Annotated in this window: 9 protein-coding genes; 3 read left to right on the top strand and 6 right to left on the bottom strand. The window is 43.5% G+C overall.

From position 1 onward, the window contains the following. Window positions 1-12 precede the first annotated feature (12 nt). From GC102_RS25000 to GC102_RS24990, 3 genes are all read right to left on the bottom strand, one after another. Window positions 13-969 carry an ABC transporter permease gene (locus GC102_RS25000; protein ID WP_171691909.1) on the bottom strand — a complete coding sequence of 319 codons (957 nt, stop codon included), beginning with the start codon at window positions 967-969 and terminating at the stop codon, window positions 13-15. A gap of 107 nt (window positions 970-1,076) precedes the next feature. Beyond that, window positions 1,077-2,711, bottom strand: a complete 1,635-nt coding sequence (locus GC102_RS24995) for an extracellular solute-binding protein (RefSeq protein ID WP_246321112.1) — start codon at window positions 2,709-2,711, stop codon at window positions 1,077-1,079. Between the two features lie 196 nt (window positions 2,712-2,907). After that, on the bottom strand, window positions 2,908-5,226 hold the full coding sequence (locus GC102_RS24990) for a helix-turn-helix domain-containing protein (RefSeq protein ID WP_171691908.1): 2,319 nt from the start codon (window positions 5,224-5,226) through the stop codon (window positions 2,908-2,910). Between the two features lie 196 nt (window positions 5,227-5,422). On the opposite strand from GC102_RS24990, the gene GC102_RS24985 reads away from it, so the two are divergent. The 3 genes from GC102_RS24985 to GC102_RS24975 all read left to right on the top strand — a co-directional run bounded on the left by GC102_RS24985 (window position 5,423) and on the right by GC102_RS24975 (window position 9,617). Continuing rightward, window positions 5,423-6,997, top strand: a complete 1,575-nt coding sequence (locus GC102_RS24985) for a spore germination protein (protein ID WP_376769409.1) — start codon at window positions 5,423-5,425, stop codon at window positions 6,995-6,997. Window positions 6,998-7,040: 43 nt separating this feature from the next. Beyond that, window positions 7,041-8,237, top strand: coding sequence for a Ger(x)C family spore germination protein (locus GC102_RS24980; protein WP_171691907.1), 1,197 nt, complete (start codon window positions 7,041-7,043; stop codon window positions 8,235-8,237). Between the two features lie 273 nt (window positions 8,238-8,510). Continuing rightward, window positions 8,511-9,617 (top strand): GerAB/ArcD/ProY family transporter, encoded by a 1,107-nt coding sequence (locus GC102_RS24975; RefSeq protein WP_171691906.1) that lies wholly within the window; start codon window positions 8,511-8,513, stop codon window positions 9,615-9,617. A 427-nt stretch (window positions 9,618-10,044) separates the two neighbouring features. Here the strand turns inward: GC102_RS24975 and nrdF are convergent, their stop codons facing one another. Genes nrdF through nrdI form a run of 3 tightly spaced genes read right to left on the bottom strand, consistent with a single transcriptional unit; the run spans window position 10,045 to window position 13,484 of the window. Beyond that, a complete protein-coding gene (gene nrdF, locus GC102_RS24970; RefSeq protein WP_171691905.1) occupies window positions 10,045-11,031 on the bottom strand; it encodes a class 1b ribonucleoside-diphosphate reductase subunit beta in 987 nt (328 codons plus the stop codon). Window positions 11,032-11,053: 22 nt separating this feature from the next. Beyond that, a complete protein-coding gene (gene nrdE, locus GC102_RS24965) occupies window positions 11,054-13,138 on the bottom strand; it encodes a class 1b ribonucleoside-diphosphate reductase subunit alpha (RefSeq protein ID WP_171691904.1) in 2,085 nt (694 codons plus the stop codon). Continuing rightward, complete coding sequence (gene nrdI, locus GC102_RS24960; RefSeq protein WP_047677314.1) at window positions 13,125-13,484, bottom strand: class Ib ribonucleoside-diphosphate reductase assembly flavoprotein NrdI; 360 nt, start codon at window positions 13,482-13,484, stop codon at window positions 13,125-13,127. Before nrdI ends, nrdE begins: the two co-directional genes overlap by 14 nt. Window positions 13,485-13,492 lie beyond the last annotated feature (8 nt).

Below are 13,492 nucleotides of genomic sequence, written 5' to 3'. Positions count from 1 at the left end.
TATGCCTCCTTTCTACCATAAGCTAGTATCATTAAATTTACGGCTTAACCAGTTGGAACAAATGAGCAGAATAAAATTGATCATCGAATTAAACAAGCCAACCGCTGAGCTGAAGCTATAATTGAAATCTTGCAAACCAACCCGGTATACGTAAGAAGATATTACATCCGCCGTTTCATAAGTACCTGGGTTATAAAGCAAAATGATCTTTTCGAACCCGACATTCATCATTCTTCCGATCTCCAAAATAAGCAGAATGATGATCGTTGGCATTAAGCCGGGAAGCGTCACATTCGTCATCTGCTTCCACCTGCCTGCGCCATCTATTTTAGCCGCTTCATATTGTTCCTGATCAATGCCGGTTAAAGCCGCCAGAAAGATGATCGTTCCCCAACCGATATGCTGCCAGACACCTGAAGATACATACACGGAACGGAAAAAGCTTGGCTCAAGTAAAAATGTCGTTCGTTCCCCGCCGAAAAAGACAATCACGTCATTCAATACGCCGTCGCTGACGGTGAAATCTTTGATGATGCCGCAGATAACAACTAGTGAAATAAAATGAGGCATATACGTAATGGTCTGCACCGTGCGTTTAAATAAGGCATGTTTCACCTCATTGAGAAGAAGGGCTAGCACGATCGGTGCCGGAAATCCGAACAATAGCTGATAGAAGCTGATAAGTACTGTGTTTTTTATTGTCCTCCAGAAATAAGGTCCGGTAAAGAATGCTTGAAAATGCTCAAAGCCTACCCAATCGCTCCCCCAAATGCCAAGGCGTGGAGAAAAATCCTTAAAGGCGATAATCGCACCATACATCGGCCCATAATGGAAGATTACATAATAAAGCAGCACGGGAAAGAGCATCACATAAAGCAGTTTATTTTTACGGATATCGATCAATATCCCTAGTCGGGATCTCTTTTTCACTGTGAAGGGTATGACCGTTTCAGGACTGATTGTGTTCATTTCTCTGCTCCCTCTCTCTCCTTAGGCAAATTCCTTGCAGGTGAATACAAGCCACATACTATAGAGGCGTAGTATTCCGTATTCACCTGCAAGATGCCCAAAAGGTGTTATCTTTTGTTATAGCGGTCAAGCGCATCCTGATAAATTTTCGTCACCTTATCGATACCCATTTCATTAATGCGTTTTACATACTCATCGAACTTCTCGATGGGTTCCTTGCCCATGATGAATTTCACGAACATTTCTTCTTTATAGCTCGAAATCGCTGTGTTCAATTTGGCAACTTCTTTGCTTTCGTCTATTGTTGGTGTAATGAAAAGCGGCATAACATGCTTGGCTGCATCCGTTTCACCCCAAATTTTAATCGCTTCGTCCTGCTCCTTGAACGTATTGAAGCTTTTTCGTGCGTCACCTAGGAAAGGACCATTCGGTTTCGTATATTGAGATACCATTTGTTGAAGGTTAAACTTCTCATTTTTAGTGATTTTTTCACTAAATTTAGGGACATTGTTTTCCATCTTGTAGCTATCGCCTTCGGTACCAAAGTTAAACAGCAAGCTGCCTTTTTCACCGTACGCATAATCCATCCATTTAACCGCGAGCTCAGCGTTCTTCGAATCGCCCGACACGGCTTTACTGGCAACCGGATTGTACTTGAAATCACGCTGACCGATAAAAGCGCGTTCCCCTTGCTTCAAAGTTGGATAGGGAGCTGCAACCAGCTGGAATTTCGGGTTTTTCTTCTTCCCTGTATCCATCCATCTGCCCATGCCGCCGCTTAAAAGACCTACGGTTGCCCCCGCACTGTCACTCATTAATTTGTTATCCAATGCTTTGGAATCGGTGTTAAGTGCAAAGTCTTTATCAAGCAGTCCTTCCGCATACCATTTACGTAGCAAGGTCAAAGCATCTTTAAACTGCGGGTCAATTGGTCCGTATTTTACTTTCCCTTGATCATCAATATAGAATCGATTAGCCGTTTTGAAGGCGCCAATGAATGCGTCCTGAATGTTCAGCTCGTTACTATACTGGGCAGTAAACGGTGCGGATGCACCTTTCTTTTCTTTAAATGCTTTTAATACCGTATACCATTCGTCGATCGTCGTCGGAACCTGAAGGTTCAATTCATCCAGCCAGTCCTTGCGAATCATCAGCCCACGGAATACTAACCCATTGTCGGGACGAATCATCGGAAATGCGTAATATTTGCCGCTATCCGTTTTGATCATCTTATCTAATTCTTTGTCTTGTTGAAGCAATTTCTTTAAGTTCGGCGCATTCTTGTCGATCAAATCGTTGAGCGGAAGAATGACTTTATCGGCAATCGCTTTCTCAGGTCCGCCTGGATAAGCGGCAGTCCCGCCTCCGCCCCAATTATATTCAATAACATCCGGTAATTTATTGGATGCAATCATTAGATTGAACTGCTCCTTCGATTGCCCGTCAGCCGGATGTGTATACTTCACTTTCACACCGGTTTCTTTCTCAAGCTGCATACCAAACGGCGATTCCGCCAGATTAGGAACGAAAGATGCCAAGTTGGTGTCGATCTGTTCCCAAGACGTTAACGTTTCTTGCGTACTAATTGGATACTTAGCTCCAGCCGCTGTTGGGGCAGCAGATGCTTTAGGTGAAGTCGTGCTCACACCTGCCTCTTGTTTGGAACAACCAACGAACACACTAGATGCCACTACAACGCTTAATGCCATACTAAAAGACTTCTTGTTCACATATTTTCCCATGTAAATCCCCCTCGTATGAATTGCTTCTATGCACTTCGGTGCACCGTGATTTCATTATGTAACGAAAACCATGAATCGGATATCGTTAAAACCGAAACTGCATCATTAAAATCGATAATAATCAACCTTCAATATACGCAATCGCTATGTAAAAAAGGAAAAGCCGCGCAAGCATGCTTGTACGGCTTCTTTCATGTCATTGAATATCTTTATATTTGCCCGGTGTAATGCCCTCAAATTTCTTGAATATCCGATTGAACGTATTCATGTCGGAGTATCCGACTTTTTTCGCAATGTCCGTGACAGATAAGACTTGAAGAGAAAGCAGCCGCTTTGCTTCTTCTAATCGAGTTCTGCTGATAAAATCAAGCAGCGCTTCACCCGTCTGTGCTTTGAACTGTTTGGATAAATAGGAAGGCGTTAACCCGAACTTATCGCCCACCATCGAGATGTTTAGATTCTCCTCTGAGTAATTGCTTTTGACATACAGGGTGACCTGCTGGCTAAGTTGGTTGTGCTCCTGCCCACGGTCTTCTTGAATGAATCTGCACACCTGGCTCAGCACTTCTCGAATCTGTACCTTCATCTCTTTGATGGTTGAACTGCTCATCAATCGGTCGATTTGGTCGGTTTTTACGATTAACGCCCGATTATTGCTGCTCGTACCGATTTCATCCATCGTTTTTAGCAGCGTACTTATCAAATCAAACATGAGGCACTTGGCGAGCGGAACGGACAAGGACGCGTCCGATACGTTAATCTCAATGATTTCGTCTATGATCGCACTCGATTTTTCAAAATCCCCTGACTTCACAAAATTGATCAGTTGATGCTCTACAGGCAATGGATAGTAATAACTGCTGGATTGCCTAACCGTTTCTGAACTTGGTAAATCATCGTACCCAATAATTTCCCCGCTCCCCATAACGAGCCGGTACTCCAAGGCTGCCAAGGTTTGCTGGTACGCTGATGGGATTCCGTACAGCTCCTGGTGGATGCCGCTGATCGCCACAGTCAAATGGACGTGGAAATGATCCAGTAAGAAGGACTTCACCTGCTCGGCAATACGCTTCAACTCTTGCGAATCCGGATCTGTCCCGAAATTTATGATGCACGCTTGCATATTGTCTACTTCCGTAATGAAGGCCTGATTGTGATGACCGATCACTTCTTCAGCGACATTCATAATGATGAAATGAAGCATCCTCACCTTCTCAGGAGCGGCATACTCGTCGATCTCAAACTTGCCGAAATGCTCGATGTGGAATAACAGAACAGCAAAATACGGTGAAGCCAACCGAATATCATGGGCAGCAAGCGATTCGTGTATCGGGACATTTTGTTCCAAACGCCCTTTCAGCAGCCCCTGAAGAAAATGCGAACGAATGGCATCGCGATGCTGATGCAGCCGCCTATCAATCTGTTCTTTTTCCGCAAACGTATTATTCAACGCATCCTGTAAAAATCCGTACTCGTTCGAGCCTTCATGAAAGGATATCCCTGATTTCACAGAAAAGCTCCGAATCAGTAGGTTGATTGGGTTATAATTTTTTCTCAAAAAGAGATAAGTGACAAGTCCGCCCATGATAAGGCTCAAGATCACACTGGCGTAAATCAGCTTCTTCATGTATTTCATCTTGTCATCATATAATTCGGCGGGAATCGTTGATATGTATTTCCATCCTGTGCTGCCAGAGGTGATGTAAGAAACGGCTGCCCTTTTGCCGGAGTCCTCGCTAATAAACATCCCATTTTTACCAGAAAGCTTGTCGTAATCCAGAAAGTCCGTTCTAGATTCAAAGCCAGTTGAAGCAACTAGACGATTTTCCTTATCGAGTACCGCTATCGAGGTTTTATCCGACGTGGATGGAATATTATCCAGCAGTTTGGAATCCTTAATGACAAATAAAATGACTGCGCCTGGATGATCCGGGTTAGCGAGTATGACGGATTTGGCATACATCACAGCTTTGACTGAATGGCCGTCTTCTCTAAACGTAATGGGTGCATACTCCTGGATGTAAGGCTTCTCAAAAAACTTCGCCCACTCCTCGTAGCTCATCCCGTCTTTCTCATGGATCTTTTCGAACAACATACGGCTATTCGTGTGGTCACGTGTAGATATAACCGTGTCGCTATTCCGGTAGTAGATGTAAATTTGCTCAATAAAATCATTCGCTGTCTGATACACCCGCAGATCGTTGGCAATGCTGACCAAATCGTAATAGTCACTATCGGTCAATGGCTTCACCGTATTCATGAAACCGGTTACCAATTTACTTAAAGCGATTTCCAAACTTAACCGCTCAATACCGCGAAGACTGTTATCGATCGCTTGCTCCATCTGCTCCAGGGCTGAATTGTTCGCACGGTTGACTTCCGATTCCACGACATGCCAGGCAGCTGCGTATAGAATCCCACTAATAATAATCGGGATAAGAAGGACAGAGATATAAGATATGAGCCATGTGACGATAACACTGCGTTTGTTGAACCGAATTCGAGCAAGACTCATTGGATTACCCCTCATCACCATGTTGTAACTGCTTTCACCATCATTATACAGAAAATATGGAAGGATTGAAGTTATTTCATTTTTAGATAGAACTTATATTGTATAAAAAAGGAAAGTTACGTTCAACCTACTGTTAAACTTTCAATTACATGGAATTCACCACCCCACTGAATTTCAAAATGAGGGAGCTCTCTTGATTAAGTATTTTATCAAATTATTATTAAGCAAACACACGCAAGTGCCGACTCAGCAGCAGCAACAGCCTCCCGACAATGAGCAAAAGCAGCCGCTTTTTCCGAATTTACAGCAAAATGAAGATATGCTTCGATCCATTTATTCGAATTGTTCGGATGTTATCTTGCGCTCTTTTTTAATTGGTGGAAAAACAAAAGCCTTTATTATGTACATTGAAGGATTAGCCAACGCCGATGGAATAGATGAATATGTAATTACCCCTCTGATGCGGGATGAAGCAAGAGAATTCATCGAAATCAGGCAGCTCATCGAGCAAAAAATATCCGTATCTCGCGTCAATGAATTCCATACATTTTCAACATGCAGTGAGTATCTTTCGAGCGGAAATCCGATCCTGCTGCTTGATAACGAGGCAATCGGTCTTGCTTTAGGATTGTGTAAATGGGAAAAACGCGCCATAGACGAACCTTCCGCTGAAGTGGGAATCCATAGCCCGCGTGAGGGCTTTACTGAAAGTCTTCGAACATCTACTTCCCAAATACGCCGTATTATCAAGAGTCCAGATCTCAAAATGGAAGCAATGAAAATCGGTGATTACACCCAGACGAATGTCGTCATTGCTTACATCGAAGGCATCGTGGATTTGACACTGGTGGAAGAAATCAAAAGTCGGATGGAACGTATTCGGTTGGATGGCATACTGGGAAGCGGATATATCGAGGAAATGATTGTGGATAATCCTTACACGCCTTTTCCACTCTTTCTTAGCACAGAACGCCCTGATGTGACCTGCAGCAGCTTGCTGGAAGGGCGAATAGCGATTATTACCGATGGTTCTCCATTTGTCATGATCGCGCCCATTACCTTCTTTTCGTTAATGCAGACACAAGAAGATTACTATTTTAATTACATAGTTGGTACAGCCACGCGATGGTTACGTTACTCGTTTACACTAATCTCTCTCTTGCTTCCGTCCATTTATGTAGCAATTCTAACTTATCATCAGGAGATGGTGCCTAGTGCCTTGTTAATCAGTATGGCCTCTGCTCGGGAAGCGGTACCTTTTCCAGCATTAATCGAAGCATTGATGATGGAAGTAACCTTTGAAGCCCTTCGTGAAGCAGGAGCACGGTTACCTAAACAAATAGGCTCTGCTGTCAGTATTGTTGGGGCACTCGTTATTGGTCAAGCCTCCGTTCAGGCCGGCCTTGTCTCTGCACCGATGGTCATCGTCGTTGCCATTACAGGCATCTCTTCCTTCTTAATACCACGGTATGTAGCTGGGCTAGCGATACGTTTACTTCGCTTTCCTCTCATTTTGCTTGCAGGATCTCTAGGGCTTCTCGGCATTATGATGGGCATTATCGCCCTTGTGCTCCATCTATGCAGTTTGCGTTCTTTGGGCGTTCTTTACCTGTCCAGCGTTGCGAATCCAAAGGTGAATGAACTCAAGGACGTCCTCGTTAGGGCTCCTTGGTGGAAGATGAATACACGTCCGCGCTTTACAGATAATTACAATAAGAACAGGCAGGGACCTAGCCAAAAACCGGGCCCTGACAAAAAGAATAGAAAATAATTCAATTTTGGTGTAAAGCGGCAGGTGAAGGAGGATCGGCCCAATGAAAGCATTCATAAAGCTAGTTTTATTAACTCCGATTTTTTTCATGCTTGGCGGATGCTGGGACCGTATAGAACTCAACGATTTGGCGCTCATTACAGCGTTAGCCTTTGATAAGGGAGAAAATAACCAGATTCAAGTTACCGCGCAAACCATTATTCCACAGAGCCAAGGCGGAGGAGCTGCTATGGGAGGTGGAACGGGAGGAACTGGCGGTGCAGGACGAAGGACAACCATTCGATCTGATAAAGGAATTAATATCGCTGAGGCTCTATCTAAACTTCAACGTAAAGTCCCACGGAAACAGTTTTGGGGGCAATGCAAAATCTTCATTTTCAGCGAAGAGCTCGCTAAATCAGGCATCCAGGAACATTTTGACTTCCTCATTCGCCATCCCCAGCAAAGAGAGAGGGCCTATGTATTTGTCAGCAAAGGGATGGCAGCCGATGTGCTTGAATTGTACCCCCCTATTGAACGTTCTTCGGCAGAAGTGCTGCGGAAATTATCTGACCTGGAGACCGGGATTCGAGTAAATCTGGAACAACTGAGTATCATGTTAAAAGGGGATTCTCGTACAGCCGTACTCCCACTGGTCTATGTTCTACCCAAAAACAAGTCATCCGAACCTTTCCAAACGATTCCTTATATCCTCGGAACTGCTGTTTTTAATAAAGACAAGATGGTAGGAGAAATTTCAGAAAAGATGACTCGGGGAGTGATGTGGGTCAGAAATGAAATTAAAGAATATACGGTTACCTTTCATGCTGAGGGGTCTGAAGGCTTAGTATCCTTAAGTCCCGTCAAAGCCAAAGTAAATCTGATTCCGAAGATTGCAGGTGAGCAATGGATAATGAACATCAAGGTACACACGGAAGGAAATCTTGTACAAAATGGCACGATTATGAATCCTACGAATCCAGAGTTGTTAAAAACTTTGGAAAAGGCTTACGCGCGCGATGTTAGAGAACGTATCGAATTAGCAATGGATGAAGCTCAGCATAAGTTAAAAGTTGACATTTTTGATTTTTCCAAGGAGTTCCACCGCAAATATCCGAAACAATGGGAACAAGCGAAAGATAATTGGGATCAAATATTTCCTGAAATTCAAGTACATACAGAAGTCGAAGCACAAATAACCAGTCCAGGAAATATCAATGCACCAGGAGGTATGCCTAAAGAAGAGGTGAAGGAGAAATGAGCTGGATTTTTTTCAGTTGCATTACGTTAGCTGCGTCTCTTATTTTCTGGTTAGAGTGGAGGAATCTCAAACAAAAGACGAAAAAGGACAGGCTGGCATTTGTGATGCTCCTCCTCATCGTTTGGTTATTATCCATGTTAGACCTTCCAAATACACCTGGGCCTACTACGTTTCTTGAGTTCATTTTTAAACCATTAAAGGGACTAGTTGAACAATAAGGGACTTCTAAACACGAAGGAGTAAAGTCATAGATGGAATGGAAGGTGAGCGGTGATGTTAGAAAAAGGAAAAATTTCAGCCTTTCAATTAGGCGTCATGATGTATCCGACCGTGTTAGCAACAGGTTTTCTAGTACTCCCGGCGATTGCGGCCCAGTCTGCGAAGAACGATCTTTGGCTGACAGGGATTTTCGCATCTTTGATTGGTTTTTTAAACGTTTATATGGTAACCCGCTTACACCAACTCTACCCGAATCAGACCGTCATTCAATATAGCGAGCACATTGTCGGGAAAATACTGGGGAAAATCATCGGTATGGCGTACTTCCTGTATTTTCTTCATACAACCGGAATTATTTCTCGCGAGTATGCCGAGTTTGTTAAAGGTAATTTCATGTTCAAAACCCCCCTCCTATTAATTATTTCATCCATCACCCTGCTGTGTGCTTTTGCTGTGCGCGGCGGGGCTGAACTGTTGGCGAGGAGCGCCGTGGTTTTAACACCTCTATTTCTTATACCAACTTTAATTCTGTTGCTTCTTATCCCTGATGCGGACGTAAAAAACATATTTCCTATCCTTAGCCACGGTATTTCCCCTGTAATCAAGGGAACTATCACACCACAAGCCTGGGTTTCCGAATTTTTTTTGATGACTTTCTTTCTACCATCCTTGTCCGATCCGTCAAAAGGTAGGAAATGGGCCATGATTTCAGTGTGTATAGTCATTTTGAGCATGGTTTATGTTAATCTCATCACCTTATTCTTACTTGGTCCAGACTTATCCAACAAAATCCATCCCATTCTGATCGCTTTCCGATATATTAAACTCGGCAATTTATTCGAAAATATGGAGGCCTTGCTCTTGGCCATGTGGATCGTCGGAAACTTCGTTAAAATCGGAGTTTTCTATTATGCGGCAGTTTTCTCTTTCGGGCAATTATTTCGTCTGTCGGATTACCGCTTTGTCGTCTTTCCGCTTGGCTTATTTTCAATCGTGTTTAGCATGTGGGGGTTACCCAACTTTTCTAAATTAAATTCTTATTTAAAGAACGCAGCTCCGTTTGAAATAACGGTAATCATGACGCTCATCCCGCTGCTTTTGCTTATTATGGCCGTTTTACGCAAAAGAAAAGTACCCAGTAAAGTTGATCCAACTTCATGAGATCGCCCCCTGTAGAAGGGCTATAGTGGTCACCAGTGTTGTAGTTTCTACAACATTTCACACGTCCAAAGGCTATTTTAGTCTTTGAAGTTGCAGTTTGTACAACATTTTGAACCCACTTGTTGCGAAATGGCATGTATGGGGCCAAATTGTTGTACATTATGCAACAACGAAGGGTGAGAGGCGGAATCTGGGCAGCAATTGTTGCACTTTCTACAACATCAGACGACCGAGAATATGGATTCATTCATCCCGGCAACCTCAAGTGAGCATATATGAAGATGGATTCCAATTTAAGAGACACCTACATGTAGAAAAAGGTTGGATGAATGAATCGATGGTAGGGTCAGCATGCTTACCATAAACCCAAAACATACCCTCTAGACAACAAAGGACCTGACGATAACCGTCAGGTCCTTCTTTATGTTCAATCCCCAAAAAGGAAATCATCATCCGTCAACGCTTCAACGTGAATCGTGCGGACATAACCATTCCCTTTTTTCGAGAAAAAGTCATGCTGCTTCGTCTTCGTGCTCAGACCATTTAGAACAATCGGATTAATATCCTCTTCTTCGAAAATTGGATCTACCCCAAGGTTCATGAACGCTTTATTCGCGTTGTAGCGTAAGAAAGCTTTCACTTCTTCAGCCAAGCCCAAAGGCCCATAGAGACTTTCTGTATAGCTTTCCTCATTGGCATGAAGTTCCTTCAGCAAGGCACACAATGTCTCATACGCCTCATCCTGTTCAGCAGGGCTTAACTCCGCATAAACCTCTTGTGCCAACACACCGATATACAGACCATGAATACTCTCATCGCGTAAAATCAAATCGATAATTTCGCCACTGCTCGTCATTTTACCCTGTCCGGCCAAGTAAAGCGGATAATAGAAGCCGCTATAGAACAAGTAGCTCTCCAGCAAGACAGATGCTGCCATAGCCAAGTATAGCTCTTTAGGTGTTCCAATGTTTTCGTAGAAATGGGAAATCTTGTTTGCTTTAAACTGCAAGTAAGGATTGCGTTCAACCCATAGGAACAGCTCATTGATTTCTTCCGTTGTAGACAACGTGGTGAAAATACTGCTGTAGGACTTCGCATGTATTTGTTCCATCATACCCATGAAGCTTAGCACAGCTTTGCGCTGGAGCCCATCGACATGCTCAAGAATTTTCGGCATGCCAACGCCGCCTTGCATGGTATCGAGCAGCGTAAGGCCACCGAGTACTTTCATGTAAAGTTCACGTTCTGCACCACTTAACGTGATCCATGACATTTTATCATCAGATAATGGGATTTCCTCATCTGTCCAGAACTGCATAATATTTTGATTCCAGAAAGTGATCGTAAAATCATCATCGGGACGATTCCAATTCACAGCTTTCCTGGCATTATTTAGGGTAGTGGCCGTACTCATTTATATTCAATCCCCTTCCAAATTACACCGAGCAGCTGACGCATTCCTCAACGGATAGCTGATTCGTTCGCGTGTAGTAGAGCGATTTAAGTCCTTTGTGTGCCGCATAGAGGTATAGTTTAGCAAGTTGTCTCGTCGAAACATCGCTATTAACATGTAAAATGGTTGAAATCCCTTGATCCACATGTGTTTGAATTTCAGCAATAAGATCAAGAATCTTAAACTGATCCATTTGATAAGCAGATTTATAGTAAAAGAAATTATCGCGTGCCATGAAAGGCATCGGATAGTACGTTGTTGAGTTCGCATAAGTTCGAGTCTCGATAGGTTCAACAATCGGCATGACACTCGAAGTTGCATTTTGAATATAAGAAATACTTTGTGTTGGAGCAACGGCCAATCGGTAAGCATGATAAAGACCATTGGTTTTTACATCTTCTTTTAACTTGGCCCAGTCGCTTGGTGATGGAATCGGCATTCCCTCAAACAAGGACTTCACTTTATCCGTAAGCGGACGGTAATCCGTCTCCGTGTATCGGTTGAAATAGGCGCCGTTCGCATATTCGGATAGCTCAAAGCCTTCAAAGGTTTGCCCCGAGGATTTGGCAATTTCCATACTTTTTTCAATCGAATAATAGTTCATAGCCATGAAGAACGTGCGGACGAAATCTTTGGCTTCATCACTCTCATAGCTAATTTTGTTCTTAGACAAGTAGCCATGAAGATTCATAACACCGAGACCAACAGAGTGCAGCTCACGGTTTGCTTTGGCAACTCCCGGCGCATTGCAGATCGTCGTCATATCACTAACAGAAGTCAAGGCAATCATGCCCTCGTGAACGGTTTCGCGCAGTTTCTTACGATCCATTACGTTTGCAATGTTCATGGAAGCGAGGTTACAGCTGATATCTCTAAGAATAAGATCATCTAGGCCGTAATCGTTGATTTCCGAAGTTTCTTGCAGTTGGAAAATCTCTGTACAGAGATTAGACATTTTAATCGTACCGATACCTTTCAGGGCATGATCCTTGTTGGCATTCGTACGGTTCATCATATATGGATAACCGGATTCCAGTTGGGTAGTCGCAATTTTAACTAGCATGTCACGTGCACTCATGACAACCTTTTTCTTGACTTTCGGATTGGCCAGCAGTTCATCGTACATTTCATCGAGATCGATATCATCCAAATGCTTACCATAAGCTTGCAGTACCGTGTAAGGAGCAAATACATGAAGCGGTTTGTTCTCTTCAGCCAACTTGTAGAACTTGTTCGGTACAATGAGACCGATGGACAGTGTCTTCAGTCGAGATTTCTCATCCGCATTAATTTTCTTACTATCTAGGAACTCCATAACGTCCCAGCCGAAAATGTTGTAGTAAGCAGCTCCTGAACCCTTGCGCTGACCCATTTGATCTGCATAGGAGAAAGCATCCTCCATAAGCTTAAGAACCGGCATAATTCCTTTTGCGGCGTTTTCCACACCTTTAATCGTTTCACCGCGACCACGTAGCTTGGACAAGTTCACGGCTACGCCACCGCCAATTTTGGAAAGCTGCATGCAGGTAGCTAGCACGTAGTTAATAGAATTAAGAGAATCGTCCATCTCCAGCAGGAAGCAGGATACCATTTCGCCTCGGCGGCTCTTACCTGCATTAAGGAACGTCGGTGTCGCTGGTTGCAAGCGTTGTTCCATCATCGAGACAGCAAGAACACGCGCAGTTTCTACGTTCCCACGTCCCAAGTACAAAGCAACAATAGCAACGCGATCCGGGAAATGTTCTAGGTATAAGGACTTGTCATCACTGCGTAAAGCGTAATCCGTATAAAATTTCGAAGCTGCCATGTAGGAGGCGAACTCGAATTGATTATCGTGGGCCACTTGATAAACATCGTTAACTTCATCTTGCGTATATTTCTCATATACGTTCTCGTAATAGTTTTGATCAATCATATAACGAACTTTAGAAGAAGTATCGGGGAAAGTGAGGCTTTTACTGTGGACTTCCTTCATAAAAACTTCAACAGCTTCTTTATCCTTCTCTAGTTGGAAAAAGCCATCCGCTCCGCGTTGCATCAATAAATTATTCAGCTCAATGTGCCGCAATTGCATGTACCCCCTGAACAAATCGTTCTACGTCATTTTTGGTGCCAGATAACTCAAACTTGGTTAACACAGGCACATCGTACTGCTGTGAGATCGTATCTGCGCTTTTGGCAAATCCGTCTCCCCAGTTGCGGTTACCACTTGCTGCTACTCCGATAAGACGAGAGGCATTGCTTTCTAGGAAAGAAGCTACCTTCGGAGGAACTTGACCAAAACCGGTTGTATAGGTAACGAGCACGAAAGGCTCGTCCATTTTCATCGCTTCCTCAATTTGAATCGCAGGCATTTTGAGTTTAGCAATAAATCGGCGAACATTTCCCGTTTTCGAATCGTAAGCAATCAGCATGGGCTTCC

Origin of the sequence: Paenibacillus germinis, assembly GCF_013141785.1 — a bacterium.
Taxonomy (GTDB): domain Bacteria; phylum Bacillota; class Bacilli; order Paenibacillales; family NBRC-103111; genus Paenibacillus_E; species Paenibacillus_E phytorum.
This window is presented reverse-complemented; position numbering and strand designations above follow the sequence as displayed.

Bases quoted from the DNA above. Each gene is read 5' to 3' on its own strand.
- GC102_RS25000 (WP_171691909.1), bottom strand. From the start codon at position 969: ATGAACACAATCAGTCCTGAAACGGTCATACCCTTCACAGTGAAAAAG.
- GC102_RS24995 (WP_246321112.1), bottom strand. From the start codon at position 2,711: ATGGGAAAATATGTGAACAAGAAGTCTTTTAGTATGGCATTAAGCGTT.
- GC102_RS24990 (WP_171691908.1), bottom strand. From the start codon at position 5,226: ATGAGTCTTGCTCGAATTCGGTTCAACAAACGCAGTGTTATCGTCACA.
- GC102_RS24980 (WP_171691907.1), top strand. From the start codon at position 7,041: ATGAAAGCATTCATAAAGCTAGTTTTATTAACTCCGATTTTTTTCATG.
- GC102_RS24975 (WP_171691906.1), top strand. From the start codon at position 8,511: ATGTTAGAAAAAGGAAAAATTTCAGCCTTTCAATTAGGCGTCATGATG.
- nrdF (WP_171691905.1), bottom strand. From the start codon at position 11,031: ATGAGTACGGCCACTACCCTAAATAATGCCAGGAAAGCTGTGAATTGG.
- nrdI (WP_047677314.1), bottom strand. From the start codon at position 13,484: ATGCTGATTGCTTACGATTCGAAAACGGGAAATGTTCGCCGATTTATT.